The sequence below is a fragment of the Williamsoniiplasma somnilux genome (assembly GCF_002804005.1).
GTDB classification, from domain to species: Bacteria; Bacillota_I; Bacilli_A; order Mycoplasmatales; family Mycoplasmataceae; genus Williamsoniiplasma; species Williamsoniiplasma somnilux.
Window position 1 is genome coordinate 330,211 of the sequence record NZ_CP024965.1, and the last position, 21,440, is coordinate 351,650.

The window sequence follows — 21,440 nt, forward strand, 5'->3', positions numbered from 1 at the left end:
TAAAATATTTCAAAAAAACATCATCAGTTAGTCATTGAATAAAAAAACAAATAGATCAATAGATATTTTAACTATTAATGATAATTTAAACATTTTAGTCAATGATAAAAATCACAAAAATAAACCTTAAATTTTAGAAGAGTTAGAAAATACCGTAAATCCAAAATTTAATGATGGAAAAATTGAGGGTCAAGTTAAAACTAAAAACAGTAATCTTGTTGATAACAATGAACATGATGATATTTGCGTTTTTATCGAAAAGGTTAATATTGATAACAGTTATAAATATAAATGTTTAACAGAAGTAACTCATATATGAACCTTTATTTAAAAAGTGTTAAAAACATTTTTAAATAAAATAAAAAGTTTGTGCGACGAATTTAATTTCGCAAAAAGGAGATTAATATGAAAAAAGATAAACCAGCTTTTAAAAAAATAGGCTTATTATTTGTAACGGCTTTACCATTTGCTGGATCAACAGTTTTTGCAATTAGTGCAATGAATTATAATGTAAAAAACAATTCAAAGAATATCAGTGTTCTAGAAAATACATTACAAGACATTTTAAATGAAAAAAAAGATTTTCCTTGAACTAAAACCGAACTTGAGAACAAAATTGCTCAAAAAAAACTTGATATTGATGGTGGAATATCAGTTCAAGAATTAGGATCAAAAAGAACATCAGCAAAAAATGAACGTGAAATTATTACAACTTGAAAATTCATTGGTAATGCTAAGATAACTAATCCTTACACTTATAATGGTGAAATTATCATTGAGCACTATCACACAGAACCAAGAAATAGTGTTCAAAGCATTATTAAAATTCAAAAAGATTTACAAAAAGTTTTAAATAGTAGTCTTGATGAATGAAATAAACAAAATTTAGAAGCTGCAATTGTTGCAGCAAATATTGACATCATTGGAGGTATTACAGTTGAAAATAATGGAACTTCATTTTTAAGATCATCACAAATTGTTTGAAAAACAACAGCATGAACCTTTATAGGTAATGGAGTTAAATACTCAGGCGAAACAACGTTAAGTCATAAGTGAATAAGTAAAACTGATGCAAGCATCGAGATAGATACTATCAAAGATAAATTGGAAGACGTTGTAAATAATCGAAAAAAAACTCAATGAACGGTTGATGAATTAAAAACAGCTATTTTCTCGGCTGGAATAGATGTTAAGGATGGTTTTGATATTGAAGATATCACACCTAAATCAGGGCAAAATCGTTTGGGTGAAGGAGGGCCTAAAACAACAATCTGAAAATTTACAGGTAAAGGCTCAGTTAATAACAATTATAAATACAAAAATTCTCTAACAATTAATCATGCATGAAATGATTTATATGATGTTTCTCAGCATATCTCCCATGTTAAAGAACAAATAATTGAGATTTTAAATTCTAAAGTTGACAACGCTTGAAACGAAACAGATTTATTAGAAGCGTTAACTCGTTCAAAAAATCCGATTGATATCAAAGGAGGTTTAACAGTTTCTAAGTTAGAAAATCCTAAAACTCGTTCTTGACAAGGTTCTGATCATATTGATTCATGAAAAATTATAGGAAACGGAAAGGCTGACAATGATTATAAATATAAAGGGGAATTAACTTTAAAACATGAATGAAGTGATAAATTGAATACGACTCGCGAGTTAAGCGAAATTCAACCAACGATTGAAAAAATTGTTAGTGAGAGAAAAAATTCTTCATGGACTCAATATGAATTGCAAAAAATTATAGATAATTCCGATTTAGATCCTATCAAAGGAGCAATTATTGTTTCTAAGCAAGAAGTTTTTAATGAACGTTTGCATGAAAATGCGAGCGGTTCAGAAACTTGGATATTTACTGCTCGAGGTAACAAAGACAATAATTTTAAATTCAATGGTTCAACAACTGTCGTTCATAACTGAAGTACAACAAAAGATAAAACCAAAAGCATTTTAGAAAAAAGTTTAGACTTGCAAACTATTTTAAATTTAAGAACTACTAGTTCTTGATCTAAAGAAGAACTAGAACAAGAAATTGTAAAAGCGGGAATTGATTCTCAGGGTGGTATTGAAGTTAAACAAATAAATATAAATTTAAATACACGCTCTTGAGGTGGGGGTTGAGAAAAAACATCCTGAGAATTTAGCGGTAAAGGTGATATAAGTAATGATTGAAAGTACAATGAAAGTGTTACTTTAAATCATGAATGAGATAATAGTTATGATACCACTGTTGATATTGACAATGTAGAATCTTTATTACAAGGAGTTTTAGATTCACGACCAAGAAGTGCTTGAACCAAAGAGGAATTAGAGACCGAATTAATCTCAAAAGGCATTGATGAACAGAATGGGATATTAGTAAAAAAAGTGATTCCCAATATTGAGAGTCGTTCATCAGTTGGAGCAGAAATTGAAGATACTTGAGAATTCATTGGTAACGGAAATGAACTAAATCAATATTTGTTCAATGGTAAAATTCAATTAAAACACAAATGGAGTGATAAAGTGGATACCACTGTTGATATCGCTGCTATTATTAATGATCTACAAATAGTTTTAAATTCTGAAGAATACAATAAAAAAACTTGAGATAAACTAACATTAGAACAAGCTATTGTGGACGCTAAAATTGATATTTTAGGGGGAATTACTGTTGAAGAAGTTGACACAATAAAAAATATTCGTTCTTCAACAGGAGGGCCACATATTTCTACTTGAAAATTTACTGGTCATGGAAAAGAAAGCAATAATTGAAAATACAAAGGAAGTACAATATTAGAACATAAATGAAATAATAAAGTTGATACAACAAAGCCGATTTCTGTTATTCAAGATGAGTTAAAGGCAATGGTAAATTCTGCAGAACACAAAAACAAACCTTGAACTCAAGAAGAATTACAAATGGCTGTTAACAAAAAATGAGTAGGAGCTGGAATTACTGTATCTCAAAAAAACACTTCAACAACTCGTTCATTTGTTGAAACACCAAAAACGACAACTTGAATTTTTACAGGTAATGGAAATATAAATAATGATTTACCATATAATGAAAGTATTGAAATAATTCACAATTGAATTCAAATTACTCCAACGACTAAACATATTGAATCAATTAAAAATGAACTTGAAACAATAATGAATAAAAGAAAAGATAAAACTTGAACTAAAGTTGAATTGCAAAGTGAAGTTGACAATGTATATGGTCTTGGAGAAATAACGATTATTGATTCAAGTGAAATAATTAAAGGTCGTTCTTCAGGAACTGCATCTCTTTCAAAAAATTGAATATTTAAAGGAAACGGTACAGATGCAAACCAATTAAAATACTTCGGAGAAACATCGGTAATTCACTCCTGAACAGAAAAAATAGATACATCAATAGATATTTCAACCATTAATGATAAATTAAATATTCTAGTCAATGATGAAGCACATAAAGAAAAAGCTTGAACATTAGCTGATTTGCAAAAAGCTGTTAACACACGTTATGGTGTTGGAGAAATTGAGGTTAAAGCGAAAACTAGAAACACACGTCTTGCTGAGAAAAAAGAATATAAGAATACTTATATTTTTATCGGAAAGGGTAATATCGGAAACAATTATAAATATAAAGGTTCAACAGAAATTGTTCATGTTTGAAATCAAAGAATTAAGGACATTTCTATAAAATGATGAGAAGATCAACGAGCATGAAATATTCTTAATGGAATTTTAAATAGTAAACCATTAAGCTATAGATGGACCGCAGATGCGTTTCAAAAAGAAATTGATGCAAAATTTCCACCAATGGCAGGACTTAAGGTAACTGATGCCTATCGTTTACTTGATTTAAAAGAATGAATCTTTATTTCAGGACTTGCTACAATTGATAATGATTTTATTTATCGTGGGGATTTATCGATTTGAAGATATTGAATGTAAAACAAAAAACATTAGAAAAATTAATTTTTATTAAAAGTATAGATATTAAATTAAAAAAGTTATTAGTGTTTTAAAAAACAAATGTTAATTTCATAAATAACTAAAATAACAAAAATTGAAATTGTAAGGATTAAGCCTTGCAATTTCAATTTTTAAAATCATTTCTTAAATGTTTTTTCAATATTTAACAAAATAAATTGGTTTTTTTTTTTTTTTTGTATAATGAGTTTACATTAATACATAATGCTTTAATAAAACATTATAAGTGTTATTATCACTTTATAAGTGTAATTTTATAGTATAATTATTTTTGTAGGAAATATAATAATTGCTTTTTAAAAAATAATTTCAATATTTATTTTATTTTAATGGTTTTATTTTATTTTTCAAAAAAGCAAAACATATTTGACATCTTACTAATATGAAAGGAACAAAAATGAGTAACGAAAACAATGAAAAAAAGAGTAAGTTTAAAGGACTTTTACTTTTACTTCTTTTATTCATACCTATCGCAACAACAACGTTTGTAGTGTTTCAATTATCACAAAGGAATATAAAAAATATTTTAGAAATAAAAAATGAACTTCAAGAGATTTTAGATAAAAAGCTTAATCAAAAATGACAAATTGAAGAGTTACAAAAAGAAATTGATAAAAAATGAGGGACGGGACAAATAACTGTAAAATTTGTTCCTATTATTGAATATGGAAAAAATGAAGCATTTAATAATGTTTCGAATATTTCTTTTCATAAACCCTATAATGATATCTATACATTTATTGGTAATGCTTCTAGAGAAAACGATTTTACATACAATGGATCAATAAACTTAATTCATAGTTATAGTGACATTAATGCTAAGATAAGACCAATTTCAGATATTGAAACTTATCTCCAACGAATCTTAGATTCAAGAAAAGGTAAAGTTTGATCTAAAACCGAACTTGAACAAGAGGTTGTCAATAGGGGATTGGATGTTAAGGGTGGAATTTTGGTTGAAGAAATTAATGTTAAAAACAATCGTTCTTCAGAGACCAAATCGCGAAACACGACTTGAAAATTTATAGGTCAAGCCGATGATAACAACGATTTTCATTTTAATGCTTCCATTTCTCTAGAACATTCTTGAAATAACAAAATTGACACTACTGAAAATATTCGTAATAAAACAACAATTACCAAACTTCAAAATCTTTTAGATTCTAAAAATTATAAAAATAAAACCTGAACAGCTGAACTTTTAAAAAATGAAATTGTTAAACAAGATATTGATGTTTCCCTAGAATTTGGAGGTATAACAGTTCAAGAAGTTGAAACCACTTTAGAAACTCGTTCTTTTACTGGCGGTCAAAAAGTTACAACTTGAAAATTTACTGGTCATGGAAATTTAGATAATAACGGAAGATATTATGGTAATGTGACTTTAAATCATGAATGAAATGACACAAAAGACACAACACAAGAAATTAATGTTATTAAAGATGAGTTAATTGATCTAGTAAATTCAATAGAATACAAAAATAAAAATTGAACTAAAGATGATTTACAAGATGCTATTAATGCAAAATGGGTTGGAGCTGGAATAACTGTTGAAGAAAAACTTGTTTCACAAACTCGTAGTTGGGATGAAAAACAACAAACAACTATATGAACATTTACAGGTAATGGAGATGTTACAAATCAACATCCTTATAAAAACACTGTTGACATAAAACATAATTGGGTTGAATTAATATCAACTACAAAAAATATTGAAGAAATTAAATCAGAATTAGTAAATATCTTAAACGAAAAAAAAGAAAATGCTTGATCCCAAGAAGAATTGCAAACAAAAGTTGATGAACTATATGGGACTAAAGAAATTACAGTTATTGATCCAAATGAAAATAATGTAATCCACTATTCTATGAAAATCAAAAGTGGAAAATCTTGAATTTTCAGAGGCAATGGGGAAAAAGACAGCACAACTAATAAGTTTAAATATTATGGTGAAGAATCAATTACTCATGAATGATTTGAAACTATATCTAACACAATAAGTGTTAAGAATTTAAAAGATGATCTACAAATATTACTTGATTCACAGTCAAATAAACAACATCCTTGAGATATACTAAAATTACAAAATGCTCTTGATAATAAATATGGAGCTAATGCAATTATTGTAAACATTTCTCAACAAAAAATTCCAAATGAATCAGGTGATCATTATGATAAATACAAATTTACTGGTAAAAGTATAGGAATTAATGGTCATCAATATATTGATGAGATTGAATTAATTCATATTTGAAATCCAAGTATAAAATAACTTAATTTTATTTACTAAGTTAAATAATATTTAATTGATATCTTATTGAAAGGATATAAAAAAATGAAAAACAACAAACCAAGTTTAAAAAAAATTGGACTACTATTTGTTGCTACTTTACCGGTTGCTGGATCGGCTGCTTTAGCAATGAGTTCGATGAATCATAATATAAAAGATGATTCAAAAAATGGTTCAAAAAGTATTGGTGATTTAAGAACTGCATTAGAAACAATTTTATCTGAACGAACAAATAAGAAATGGTCTAAAGTCGAACTTGAAACTAAAATTACTGAACAAAAATTTGATATTGAAGGTGGAATTACAGTCCAAGAGTTAGGTTCAAAAAGAACTACTGCTAAAAACGGTCACGAAATTATTACCACTTGAAAATTTTTAGGTAATGCCAAGGTTACAAACGCTTTTACATATAAAGGTGAAATTATTATTAAACATTCTCGTATAGAATCTGAAAATAATACTGAAAGTATTGTTAAAATTCAAAAAGATCTTCAACAAATTTTAAATACCGAAATTAAAGAATGAAGCCAAAATGATTTAAAGGATAAGATTGATGAAAAATTTGGAGTTGGAGAAATTACTGTTGAATTGGACAAGTCAACTTTATCTCAAAGATCAGCTAATTTCGAATGAAAAAATAGCTCATGAAAATTTATTGGAAATGGAGTTAAATTTAAAGATCAAACAACACTAAAACATCAATGAATTAATGAAATTGACGGGAGTCAAGATATAAAGAAAATTGAATCAGAATTAACTGAAGTAATAACAAAACGTAAACATAATGAATGAACTGTTGAAACATTAAAATCAGCAATTTCTTCTGCTGGAATTGATGTAAAAGAGGGATTTAATGTTGAAAAGACTATTTCTAAAACAATTGAAACTCGTTTAGGAAATGGCGGACAACAAAAAACCACTTGAAGAATTACTGGTAATGGAAGTGTGGATAATAATTATAAATATAATGGTTCTGTGTTGATTGAACATATATGAAATAATTTAACAGATAATTCTAAACACATTTCTTATGTTAAAGAAAAAATAGTTGATGTTTTAAATTCTAAAGTTAATAACGCTTGAAACGAAACAGATTTATTAGAAGCGTTAACTAGTTCAGAAGATGCAATTGATATTAAAGGAGGTTTAACAGTTTCTAAGTTAGAAAATTCTAAAACTCGTTCTTGACAAGGTTCTGATCATATTGATTCATGAAAAATTATAGGAAACGGAAGAGCTGACAATGATTATAAATATAAAGGGGAATTAACTTTAAAACATGAATGAAGTGATAAATTGGATACGACTCGTGAGTTAAGCGAAATTCAACAAACCATTGAAAACATTGTTAGTGAGAGAAAAGATTCTTCATGGACTCAACATGAATTGCAAAAAGTTATAGATGATTCTGATTTAGATCCTATCAAAGGAGCAATTATTGTTTCTAAGCAAGAAACTTTTAATGAACGTTTGTATGAAAATGTAAGTGGTTCAGAAACTTGAGTATTTACTGCTAGAGGTACTAAATTTAATAATTTTAAATTTAAGGGTTCAACTACAATTAAGCATACATGAAATACAACGAAAGATAATACCAAAAGTATTTTAGAAATAAGTTTACAATTACAGGATATTCTAAATTCAAAATTTAAAAATGTTTGAACTCCAGAAGAGCTTGAACAAGAAATTGTTGCTAAAGGTATTGATTTAACTGGCGGCATTGAAGTTAAAGAACATAATTCAGAACAAAAAACTCGTTCATGAAATGGTGGTTGAGAAAAAACTTCATTTACTTTTACGGGTAAAGGGGCAATTAACAATGACTGAAAATATAATGAAAGTGTGACTTTAACTCAAGAATGGGATAGCAGTTATGATAGCAGTATAAACATCGAAAAAGTAAGTTACGCTTTACAGCGTATATTAGATAGACGATCATTGCAATCTTGAACTCAAGAAGAATTACAACTCGCAATTGATGAAGCTAAAATTGATCCTGTTGGTGCAGGTGGTATTATTGTAAAACAGGTTTTACCCGAAATAGAAACTCGTTCTTCAACTGGTGAAATAGATCAAGATATTTGAGAATTTATTGGTAACGGAAACGAAATGAATGAATTCATGTGAAATAACAAAGTTACTTTAACTCACGTATGAGATAACACAGTCGATACTACTAAAGATATTAATAACAATGAAACAATTATCGAACTTCAAAATCTTTTAGATTCTGAAAGCTATAAATATAGACCTTGAACACCACAACTTCTACAAGAAGAAATTGTTAAACGAGATATTGATGTTGCTTCAGAACTTGGAGGAATTACCGTTGAAGAAATAGAAACGGTTATAGAAACTCGCTTGTCTGAAGGAAGTCCCAAAGTTACTACTTGAATATTTATTGGTAATGGAAATTCAGATAATGACGGAAGATATTATGGTAATGTGACTTTAAATCATGAATGAAATGATATAAAAGACACAACACAAGAAATTAATGTTATTAAAGATGAGTTAACTATGCTAGTAAATTCGACAAAATACAAAAATAAAAAATGAATTAAAGATGATCTGCAAGATGCCGTTAATGCAAAATGGGTTGGAGCTGGAATTACTGTTGAAGAAAAACTTGTTCCACAAACTCGTAGTTGGGATGAAAAACAACAAACAACTATATGAACATTTACAGGTAATGGGGATGTTACGAATAAATACCCTTATAAAAATACTGTTGACATAGAACATAGTTGAATTGAATTAATTCCAACCACAAAAAATATTGAAGAAATTAAATCAGAATTAGAAAATATTTTAAATGAAAGAAAAGATAATGCTTGACTTCAAACAGAATTACAAACAAAAGTTGATGAAAAATATGGAATTGGAGAAATTACAGTTATTGATTCAGATGCAGTAAAAGCTAAAAATCGTTCTTGAGGTTTAGAAAACAAAATTAAGAACTGAATATTCAAAGGTATTGGAGAAAATGAAAGCATAACAAATCCACATCTATATTACGGTGAAACAACTCTTGTTCACAAGTGAGAACAAAAAGCAGATACATCAATTGATATAGAGGTCATTAAAAATGAATTAAATCGTCTATTAACATCTGATGGTCATTTAAACAAAGAATGATCAATAACAGATTTACAACGAGCCGTAGATAGAAAATATGGTGCCGGTGAAATCAAAGTTTCAAGATGAATTTCTAGAAATCGAAACATTTTAAGAGATGCGTCATTAAGTCATAGTGATAAATATACTTTTACAGGTCAAGGCAATGTTAATAACGATTATAAATATAAAAATTCAATAGACTTGCGTCATACTTATTATAATTAATTAACTTAGTAATTAATTTATAAATGGTCCTAAAAACAAATATTGAATTGATATTTTTTCAAAATTGTTTTTGTTAAAAAATATTCGTGTTGGCAATGCTTGTTGGCAATTCGATACTTAGCAAAAAGAAATTGATTCTGAATTTCTTCATATTTAGATTCAAAGATTGTGAAAACATGGTAAGAAAGCAAATATGCATAAATCATTAATTAGAGTTAATGAAACAACATAAAATATATATTAATAAATTAAAGGCTTAAGGCTATAATATTTTTTTAATAAATAAAATGAAAGGTGATTAACGTTTTGCCAATAAAAAAATTTAAAAAAATATCTTTATTATTTTTAACAACAATTCCAATAACTTCTTCTATATTTTTGGCAACTAGTTTCAAAAGTGCTAGTAGGCAAAAAACGATTTCAAAAATAATGTCTAATAAATCAAGAATAGAACAAATTTTAAGCAGAAAAATAAATTCTGATTGAAACGAAGAAGATTTGTTTGTAGAAATGATAAAAGCAGGTTTTTTAGAAAATCAAATTGAAAAAATTGAAAAAATTTCTTCTAAAAACAATAAAACAAACTCAAATTTATTTAGTACTTCAAATTGAAAAATAACTTTAAATTCAAAAAATGGTGATAATAAAAACGAAATTATAAATTTAATTCATAGTTGAAATAATTCAAATTCATTACCAGTAAACTTGTCTAATATCAGAGAAGATGTATATGCAATTCTTCTTACAAAAGTATATTCAGCTTGAAGTCAAGAAGAATTACAGTTAGCAATTGACAAAAAATATGAAGCCAATAATATTAAAGTTGAAAAAGTTATTTCAAATAATTCATATTCATCTAATTTTGGATGAAAAAAAGATACATGAAATTTTTTAGCTATAAGTAATAAATTTGAAAGCGAAATGTCTATAGAACATGAATGATTAGAAGAAATTAAAACTTTAATTGACATTAATAAAATTAAAAATAATTTGCAAAAAATTTTAAATACCAAAGAGAATTCTAATTGAACTGAACAAGACTTAGAAGAAACGATTGTTATTGAAGGTATTGATTTAGCAAAAGGAATAACAGTTAAAAAAGAAAGCAATAAAAATGTAAATGGTGAAAATATTACTACTTGAATTTTTACTGGTAACGGAACTGTTAATAATAATTTTAAATATAATAAATTTACAAGATTAGAGCATCATTGAAAAGAAAAAGTATTTGAAGTTAATAATATTTATAAAATCAAAAATCAATTAGAACAAATTTTGAACAAAAGAGTCAATTCTGTTTGAACTCAAGCAGAATTGCAACTTGCAATTGATGAAGCTAAATTTGATGAAAAAGGTGCAATAATTGTTGAACTACAAGAGAAAATTTCAAATCGTTCTTGATCGATGGGATGAAAAAAATCTTTTTGGTCATTTAAAAGTATCGACAGCGAAAAAAGTAAATTTGAAGGTATTATCACTTTGGAACACGAATATTTGTCAAGTACAAATCAATTTAAAAATATAAGCATTATTGAAAATGATTTGCAAAAATTATTAAATAGTAGAACCAAAATAAATTGAACAAAAGCAGATTTAGAGCGAGAAATCGTTAGAAATAACCTAGATATTAAAGGCGGAATTACCGTTGAGAAATTGGATTATATTGAAAGTCGTTCTTGAGTTGGAGATGATAAAACTGATTCTTGAAAAATAATAGGAAATGGAAATTTAAATAATAGTTTTTCTTATAATGAGTCAATAATTTTAATTCATAAATGAAACAACAAATATGAAAACACAAAAAAAATTACATCAATTAAAACATATTTGCAAAATGTTTTGGATTCAAAAACAAATAGAGCATGAACTAAAGCAACATTAGAACAAGCAATTGTGAATGCAAATATTGATGTGTCTGGAGGAGTTATTGTTGAAGAAATTGCAAACAATAGTCGTTCCTGAAGCGGTGGACTTGGCCAAACCAAATGAAATTTTACAGGTAAAGGAAGTTTAAATTCTCCTTACAAATACAAAGGTACAATTTCTTTAACACACAAATGAAACGATAAGAAAGATACTTCAATTAATATTGAAACTATTAATAATGAAATTAGTAATTTATTAAAACTTAATGAATTAATTGAAAAAGAATGAGATTTAGTGTTGTTACAATCTAAAATTGATGAAAAATACGGTGTTGGAGAAATTACAGTTTCTTTAGATAAAACAAATCAAAAACAAGTGGGAGAAATTATTAAAGTTTCGAATACTTATTTATTCAAAGGTAATGGAAAAATTGATAATGTTTACAAATACAATCAGTCAACCACTTTAATTCATAATTGAGAAAAACCAGCAAAATCATTAATTTCCATTAAAACTATTGAAACTCAACTGAAAAATATTTTAAATGAAAAGCAAGATTCTAACTGAGATATCAATGAATTACAAATGGCTATTGATGCTTTAAAATTAGATTTCGCTAAAGGAATTACTGTTGAAGTAATAAAAAATAACAAAAACACTCGTTCTTCAGAAACAATTAATGTTGAGAGACAATATAAATTTGTTGGTAACGGAACATTATTGAATGAATTTAAATATAATGAAAGTATTACATTATTACATAAATGAAACTACAAAAAAGATAATTCTCAACATATTTCTAAGATTGAAAAAGATTTACAAAAAATTTTGGATTCAAGAAAAAGTTCAGATTGAACCAAATCTGAACTTGAAGCTGAAATTGTTAAACAAAAGGTTGATGTTGAAAGAGCTATAGTTGTAGAAAATATTAAATCTAGAATTCGTTCTTCACAAACACTGAATTATAAGAGTAATTGAAATTTTATTGGTAAAGGTGATCAAACCAATAATTATAAATATAACGAAAATATAATTCTTGTGCATTCTTGATTTAAAAAAGAAGACACAACAAGTTCAATATCTAATATTCAATCTCAATTACAAAAAATACTTGACGAGAAAAAAACTTCTGAATGAAATGTTGGTGATTTACAAAATAGAGTTGATAAAGATTATGGAAGTGGAGAAATAACCGTTGGTTCAACACGAAATATCACCCCTTATTCATCTTCGATTAAAAATAATCAAAGTCGATTTACTTTTATAGGTAATGGATCATCTTTAAATGATTTTCAATACAATAGTTCTATTTCATTAACACAAAAATGAACAACTAAAGTAGATACTACTAAAAATATTAATGATTATTGATCACAAATTGAGAGTGCAATTAGAAGCATTAAGTTCAAAGTTAACACCTCTACTGCTGAGGTTATAAACACTGTACTTTCATCACTTGGTGAAGACTCATCAGGATTAAAAATTAAAATTAGTATGAATATAGTTGGCGGAAACACGACTCATATATATATTGAGCTTATTGGTTTAGGAAATATAAATAATAATTATAAATTTTATAATACAACAGGAACAAAAAGTTTGTACATTTTGCATTAATAATATTTTTTCCAATTAAATTTTAAAATTATATTTTTTCATTAAATATTTTATGAAATATTTTTATTTGTTGAACAATAATTACAAAAATCAAAAAAAAAAAAAAAAATCAAAATAAATTTTAAGGAAAAGTAAAAATGAAAAATAATAAAAAAACTCTTAAACATTTAACGTTATTATTATTGGCAATGATACCACTAGTATCTTTGACCATTTTAACTTTAAGTTTTAAAGAATATTCTAAACAAAATAGTTTTTTCTTAGATGACGCACAACAAATAAAAACTGTTTTGGATGAAAAAAATTATGATGACTGAACTGAGACAGATTTATTGAACGCACTTGTCAATGCTGGTATTTCAAAAAAAAGGATTTTAAAAATTGAAAAAATTGAAAATAGTATTTTAACCAATCAAGAAAATTTAAAAGGTAATAGTAAATGAGGAATAACTTTAAAAACAAGAATTGAAGGTGGAAATAATAAATTTATTACCTTAAATCACTCTTGAAACAAAGCAAATAATAAACACAAAAATTTATCTTATTTAAGAAAGGAAATTAATGAATTATTGCTTTCAAAAGTTTACTTCGGTTGAACAAAACAAGAATTACAAGAAAAAATTAATCAAAAATATAAAGTTAACAACATTAAAGTTGCAAAAGAAAATATGATTACAAAAAATTTTGCAAGAACGAAATGAAAGAATAACATTTGAAAATTCACTGGAATAAGCAAAAATTTTAAAGGCGAAATCAAATTAACTCATGAATGATTAGAATACGAAAAACACTTATTAAATATTTCAACAATTCAAAATCAACTTCAAAACATACTAAATGCAAAAACAGAAGCACAGTGAACAAAACAAGAATTAGAGAATATTATAATAAAAGAAAATTTAGATAATTTTGGCGGAATAATTGCTGAAAAAGAACAAACAGAAATTAGTGATAACCAAATTATTACTAATTGAAAATTTATAGGTAAAGGATTAAAAGATAACAATTTTACATATAATGGTTTTATAAAATTAAAACATTGTTTAAAAGTGCATAAACAGCAAAAATTAAACATTCGCAAATTAAGAAAAGATTTACAAATTATTTTAGACAGAAAAATTGATTCAAAATGAACCCAAAATGAATTACAAACCGCAATTGATGAAGCCAATTTTGATGTTAAAGGAAGTATTGTTGTTAAACGAAAAAATCTTGATTTTAATCGTTCATGAAAAATTGAGTGAACTTATGAATCTTGAGATTTTCAAGCTTTAGGCAATGAGAATAATAACTTTAAATACAATGGTTTAGTCACTTTAAATCACAAATTTTTTTTAAGTAATAATAATGTTAAAGATATAAAAAATATTAAAAATGATTTACAAAATATTTTAAATTCTAGAATTCATTATGCCTGAACAAATTTAGAATTAGAATCTGCAATTATAAAAAGTAATTTAGATATTAGAGGTGGCATTAAAGTTGAAAAAGCAACTTTTAAGAATTCTCGTTCTTGATTCGGTGATGAACAAATTAATCAATGAAATTTTATTGGAAAAGCCAATGATAAAAATGCTTTTAGCTATAATGGAGCAATAACTTTAAATCACCAATGGAGCAATAAAAAAGATTCAACCAAAAATATTGCTAAGGTTAGAAAAAGATTGCAAGATCTTTTAAATTCAAGAACTAATTCTGTTTGAACAAAAACAGAATTAGAATCAGCAATTGTTGAAAAAGGTATTGATGTCATAGGCGGAATTACCGTTGAAGAAATAGCCAATAAAAACCGTGCAGCAAGTGGTGGAAAACATAAAAGTGGTTGAACATTTATTGGTAATGGATCACTACACTCACCATATAAATATAATGATTCAACATCTTTAATTCACAAATGAAATGATAAAAAAGATATTTCAATTGACATTTCAAACATTAGTGAAGAAATTAATAAATTACTTGCTTTAAACTCTTTAACTAATGATGATTGAAATTTAAATGTTTTACAAGCCAAACTTGATAAAAAATATGGATTTGGAGAAATGACTATATCGTTGCATACAACAGAGCAAGAAAAGAATGACAAATTTATCAATATAATTAATCGATATTCTATCAAAGGAAATGGATCTATTGATAACGATTTTGAATATAAAAATTCTATAATAATATCTCATATTTGAAAAAAACCTTTTAAATATTTACTTTCAATTAAAGATTTAGCACCAGAACTTCAAGATTTAATCAATACAAAATTTGACTCTAAATGAAATATCAATGACTTACAAAAAGCTATTAATGAATTAAACTTAGATTTAAAAAATGGAATTACAGTTGTCCCGATCGAAACAATAAATAATCGTTCATGAGAAAACGTGCAAAACCAAAATAAATACAAATTTATTGGTAATGGGACCTTAAAAAATGATTTTAAATATAATGGGGAAATTATTTTGTCACAAAATTGAAGCTATTATAAAGATGTTAGTATTGACATTAATAAAATTAATTCAAAACTTCAAGATATTTTAAATTCAAGAACTAATTCAAGTTGAACTAAATCAGAAATTGAAAATGAAATTGTTAAACATAATATTGATGTTGAAGGGGGAATATCCGTTAAAGAAGTTATGATTAAGTCACGATCATCAGCCTTTTTAAATTATAAAAAAAGTTGAGAATTCATCGCTAATGGTGATGAAAACAATGTTTTTAAATATAAAAATAAAATAATTCTTACTCATTCATGAACTCAAAAAGAAGATACAAGCATTAATATTTCACACATTGCAAATGACTTGCAAAAATTAATAGATGAAAAACCAACTTCTGCTTGAAGTCTTAACAATTTGCAATATAGAGTTAATAACAAATATGGCTGAAATCAAATAACTGTTCTTGAATCAAAAATAATTACTCAGTATTCTTTTGATGCTGAAATGCATAAACAAAATTTTACTTTTATCGGTAGTGGTAATATTTCTAACGACAAAAAATATAATGGATCAATAAATTTAACCCAAACTTGATATAAAAAAACCAATACAACTCAAAGAATAACGGTTGTAAATCATGAAATACGAAATGTTGTTTTTTCAAGAAAAGATATACCTTGAACTAAAAAAGAATTAGAACAAGCAATTGTGGATGCTGGTATTGATATTGCTGGTGGAATTACCGTTAAATCACATGGTTCGCAAATTGGATGACCAGGACAACCGTCATTTACTGAATGAACAATTACTGGCAATGGTAAATTTGAAAATGCTTGAAAATACACTGGTGAACTTTTTATAAAACACTGATGAACCAAGTATTAAATCGTTAATTGTTTTAAATTAAAATTTATATATTTATTTCTATTAGTATAATAAAAATATATAAAAACAAATGAGGTGTTAAATATCGAAAATTCAATGTTTGCAAAAGCTATGATTTCAATGTGAAATTCTCACTTTGCAAGAACAGTTTATAAACGCGAAGATGGAAAAGATATTAAAATAAACATTATTGATATGTTTAATTGAAATCCAACCAATTTTGATTCTAATAAAAAAATGGGGATCAAAGAAGTTAAAAATCCAACAGCAAGTATTTTTCTTTCTTCAAAAGACAATTTAAAAATAGCTGCATCAATTTGGTTAAATCCTAAGCCAACAAAAAAATGAATAGTAGGAATTCATGGTTATAACTCTACACGTTTTGATGTTTTGTATTTAACATGACATTACCGTGAACTTGGATATAATATTATAACTTTTGATTTTCGTAATCATGGAGCAAGTGGAATTGATATAGTTAGTTGAGGATATAAAGAAAAATGAGATTTAATGGCGGTTATTAATTGGTTAATTAAATCTTATAGCGTTCAAGAAATCGGCTTAGTCGGGACAAGCATGGGTGCATTTACAATGAATTATTTTATATTGTCTGAACCCGAACTAATAAAAAAGGCAAATATTAAATGAGGAATCTCTGATTCTTCATACATGTCTGTTCCCGAGCTATTAAAAAAAATGGTTTTTTCGAATGCCCCCAAAATTTTAGGTGGTTATGCTAAAGAAACTTTAAAAACAATGTTAAAAATTTACAAACAAGAATATAATGTAGACTTAACTAGATTGGATTTTATTTCTTTAATTAAGCCAGATGATAAACATCCTCCGATTCTTTACTTGCATAATAGATATGATAGAATTACAAATTCTATGGATAGCTTTAGAATGTGTAACATCAAAAATAGTATGGAAAATTCTGAAGAAAATGAAGTAAAAATTTTTGATGGCAAACATCATACAAAAGCAATAATCGAGGATCAAGAAATTTATAAAGAAATAACCTTAAAATTTGTTAAAAAACATCAAAAATAGTTTTTATAAAATATCATTGATATATAATAAATATCAATGATATTTTTTATTTTTTAAGGAAGAAGGCGTTAAAAAAATGCTAGATGATAACTCAAAAATTCAACCCGTTGTAGAACTTTACAACATCACAAAGATTTTTAATAAAACCAATTGAGCGATTAAAAAAATTAGTTTAACTATTAATAGAGGCGATTGCTTGGCGATTATGGGCAATAACGGATCGGGTAAGTCTGTTTTAGGAAAATTAATTGGTAATCAAATTTCTCAAACATCAGGAACTATTGATTATTTCTTTGAAGAAGATAATATCTTTAGAGCAATTGGTTATCAAGGAAGAGAACAAACTTGACCCGGAGGTTTTACCGTTAAAGATATTTATCGATTGTATTCAACAATTTATAATGTCAGAGATCAAGAGTGGATTAATAAGCTTATGGATACTTTTGAAATACAATTTATTTTTCATAAAACTTTAAGTAAATTAAATATTATTAGTTTGCAATTATTTGCAATGTTTTTGGCAATGTTGCATAAACCTGAGTTAGTAATAATTGATGAATTTTCAGCAACAATTGGTTTTGAAACTAGATTTAAAATAGTTAATTTATTAAAAGAATATACTAATGATGGTGGTTCGGTTGTTGTAGTTTATCCAGATGATTTTGTTCTAAATTCAATTTGCAATCGTATAATTCTTTTGAATAATGGAGAAATAGAGGAAGATTTAAAAATTAGTGAAGTTATTAATGACTTTGGTTCGACATTTGAATTTGTTAAAAAATCAGCAGAAAGAATCAAAGTTAATAAATATAAAAAGAAAATTGATCCAAATTTAAAATCATTAATAAATAAATATAACTCTTTATATACGGATCTGAATGTAAAATTCCAAAATTTAGTAATTAATGAAAGTGATTTAAAAACTAAAAATTTAGCAGTTGATATTAAAAATAATTTATATTATGTTAATTTAAGTAGAGAATTATTAATAGAAACTTTTTCAGTAAATCTTACAAGCGATTCTGTCAAAGTTGCAAAAATAAATTTCATTAAAACTAAAAAATCTCTTCAGAAACTTTTAAAAAAATTAAACACTTACAATAGCGCTTCTGCTACAAAGTTTATTAATTTACCAATTTTCTTAAAAAGTTTAATTAATATTGATTATTTTATTGAAAATAAAATAATTCACGCCTTAGAAGGTGATGCACTTTTATCGCTTGAAGAATCAGATGATGTGGACACTTCAATAAGCGACCGCAAAAAACTAAAATCTCTTAAGAAAAAATATATAAAAGAAGAAATGAAAATAATCAAATTAGAACGTAAAAAAAGCAAAAGACGTAAGCAATTAGAAGCTATGTCAATTGAAAAAAGAGATGAACTTAAAAATCAATTAATTAATGAACAAATTAAATATGAAAATGAAATTAATGCTACTAGTCAAGAAGCTGTTATTGATACTTTAGAAAATGATTCGAAAACCTTGAAAGAAAATTCAAGTGAATTAGAAAATAATAAAACACAGTTATTGGTGGATATTTTACAAACAAAAATTGAAGATAATGCTAATAAAATTAAGGAACTTGAAGAAATAATTGAAAAAGAAAATAATGTATCTGAGGAAATTAAATAATGAAAAACACGTTCATAATTTTGGGTAGACTTTGAAAAGTTCAAGCAGTAAATTATTTTAAAGATGTTACAAATATTACATTAGGAGTCATCATGACTTCTTTAACAATGATTTGTTGAATAGCATTCAAAACAAAAGAAGGAGGTTTAATTGCTGATCCTTTTGTTTTGGCATCAGCAATGGGAATTAGTGCGATTAGTAATTCTCAATATAACTTTAATTTGACGCTAACTGATTGACGTTTTAAAGGTTTTTTTAGAACCTTTTCATCAACCCCCGTTTCTAAAACTTTGGTTTTCTTAGGTATCTTAATGTTTAATTGGTTTATCAATTTGCTTGTGGCTTTAGTTTTGTTTTCTTTGGCCATGATTTTTCAAGAACAAAGGGTTATAGTTCAATATGTCAATTGACCAATTTTTATTTTAGGTTTTGTACTAAATGTTTTACTTTCAAATGTAATCGCTATCGCTTTAACATTTGTATGAAAACGTCGTGATGTGATACTTGTTTTATCCTTATTGTCTTATTTTGGACCAATGTATCTTTTAGGATTAGGCTTACCATGAAATCTTTCTGGTAATGTAAAATGACTAAATGATTTTTTATATTTATGGCCTCACCGTTATACGCTTTCAATCATTCAGTCGGGTTGAATATGGGGTCATACACCTAATTTTATGTTACCGATTGCTGGAGACCCAACTCTCCCTGGAGGAGTAGAAGCCGGCTCATTATTAGCAAGAAGAGGATTAGGAATGAATGGACAATTATGAATTCCTGTTTTAGTTTCTCTCGTTTGAATTTCAATTTTTTTAGGTTTGATATATTTAGGCGTGAAAAGAAAATTTAGTTTTGGAAGAAGAGGACTTAAAACCTATAAAGGAATTAATAAACACTTTTACAATATTTCCTTAATTAAAAGAGCTAAATCAATAACTGAAATGGAATTAATAATTAAACAAATTAAAGAAGAAACTAACAACACAAAAGCATTAAACGAAAAAAACCTTAAAGAACCTAATAAAAAGATAGGGGGTTCTTCATAATGTTTAATAATAATTTTAGAAAAAATTTAAATATTTTTTGCAGATTATGGGTGGTTCAAAGCCGTTATTGATCTGATAACATTATGAATTTATTTTTAGGAATAGCGGTTTCATTATATACAATGGTTTGTTGACTTTCCTTTAAAAGTGGAGACCCATTTTTGATGGTTTCTGGAATCTCTGTTGGTATTATAAGAAATGGTTTACACATTTATCAAAAATCGTTAGTTGATTGAAGAATACACGGAACAAATCAAAGATTAGAGACTTTGCCAATTCCTAAATATGTAAGAGCGGCTGCTACAATCACTTTTAATTTAGCAACGACATTTGGAATTGCCTTATTTATGTTTATTATTGCAATTTTATGCTTTCCAGCTCAAAGAGATTTGCTACCACATGCTAATGGTTTGATGGTCATTAGTGGTTTTTTTATGACATGATTAGTTTCTTATTTGATGGGAACTGTTATTTATTTATATGTTAAAAATCCTAGTGCATGTCAAATGATTGGACTTTTAATTTACACAACTTCTTTAAATTTTTTAGGTCTTGCTTTTCCAATTCAAGTAATTTTAAATAATGGTTGAACATGAATGGGTGATGTACTTTATTTATGACCTCAAAGGTTTTCCTTAAATATTCTTCAAGCGGGATTTGCGAATGTTACTCATGCTTTTGAATCAATAAAGACCGGTGAAATAACTACTTGAGTTGAAGGACAAAATTACTTGGGTATTATGAACATTGAAAATTTCCCTTTGTTTAATAATGATGGAACCCCAGTTCTAGATAAAAATGGTTTGCAAAAAACTTTAACAGTAGATTTTGGTTTCGTTGGTAAAGCGTGAATTGCTTATTTAGGTTGAACTGGTTGAGCGATGTTTTATGGTTTAATAACAATTTATAAAACAATTAAAAATGTTATTTTTCATGAAAAAAATGAATATGGTAAATTTGCTGTTAATCAATCCACTTCCAGATATATTGTTCAAATTAAACGTGCTAAATCAAAAGAAGAAATTGAAATGATTCACCAATCGCGTATAGATGAATTAAGGAATAAATCAAATTTAACTAAAACAATTGTAGATCAAGTGCAAAGAGAAATGCACATTAAAGAATATAAGAATAATGATTAATTTTTTTAAAAATAAAGTATAATAATTTTATTAATAGACACGTGGTTGAGAAAAGTGTTTTAGAGAGCTGTTGGGTGGTGCAAAACAGTAACAACTCTTCAACTTCATCACTATTACTTATTTAGAAAAGAAAGAGTAATCGAGTAGAGTTCTGCGGTGGCA

The 21,440-nt window shown here is 26.4% G+C and carries 9 protein-coding genes; all 9 read left to right on the forward strand.

The features are described 5' to 3' along the window. Nucleotides 1-405: 405 nt before the first annotated feature. Nucleotides 406-3,927, forward strand: a complete 3,522-nt coding sequence (locus ESOMN_RS01430) for a hypothetical protein (RefSeq protein WP_100608755.1) — start codon at nt 406-408, stop codon at nt 3,925-3,927. A gap of 436 nt (nt 3,928-4,363) precedes the next feature. Beyond that, entirely contained in the window at nt 4,364-6,238 is a 1,875-nt protein-coding gene (locus ESOMN_RS01435) for a hypothetical protein (protein ID WP_024863187.1), read from the forward strand. 63 nt (nt 6,239-6,301) lie between these two features. Beyond that, the gene (locus tag ESOMN_RS01440) at nt 6,302-9,601 is read left to right on the forward strand and encodes a hypothetical protein (RefSeq protein ID WP_024863188.1); all 3,300 of its coding nucleotides are present in this window, start codon (nt 6,302-6,304) and stop codon (nt 9,599-9,601) included. A 306-nt stretch (nt 9,602-9,907) separates the two neighbouring features. After that, on the forward strand, nt 9,908-13,084 hold the full coding sequence (locus ESOMN_RS01445) for a hypothetical protein (protein ID WP_024863189.1): 3,177 nt from the start codon (nt 9,908-9,910) through the stop codon (nt 13,082-13,084). A gap of 137 nt (nt 13,085-13,221) precedes the next feature. Beyond that, on the forward strand, nt 13,222-16,404 hold the full coding sequence (locus ESOMN_RS01450) for a hypothetical protein (RefSeq protein WP_024863190.1): 3,183 nt from the start codon (nt 13,222-13,224) through the stop codon (nt 16,402-16,404). Between the two features lie 78 nt (nt 16,405-16,482). Beyond that, nucleotides 16,483-17,454: an alpha/beta hydrolase gene (locus tag ESOMN_RS01455; protein ID WP_411572013.1), complete on the forward strand. Its 972-nt coding sequence runs from the start codon at nt 16,483-16,485 to the stop codon at nt 17,452-17,454. Nucleotides 17,455-17,530: 76 nt separating this feature from the next. Next, complete coding sequence (locus ESOMN_RS01460) at nt 17,531-19,090, forward strand: ATP-binding cassette domain-containing protein (RefSeq protein WP_024863192.1); 1,560 nt, start codon at nt 17,531-17,533, stop codon at nt 19,088-19,090. Continuing rightward, a complete protein-coding gene (locus ESOMN_RS01465; RefSeq protein WP_024863193.1) occupies nt 19,090-20,136 on the forward strand; it encodes a hypothetical protein in 1,047 nt (348 codons plus the stop codon). Before ESOMN_RS01460 ends, ESOMN_RS01465 begins: the two co-directional genes overlap by 1 nt. Then, complete coding sequence (locus ESOMN_RS01470; protein ID WP_024863194.1) at nt 20,136-21,278, forward strand: hypothetical protein; 1,143 nt, start codon at nt 20,136-20,138, stop codon at nt 21,276-21,278. Before ESOMN_RS01465 ends, ESOMN_RS01470 begins: the two co-directional genes overlap by 1 nt. The last annotated feature ends 162 nt before the right edge of the window (nt 21,279-21,440 follow it).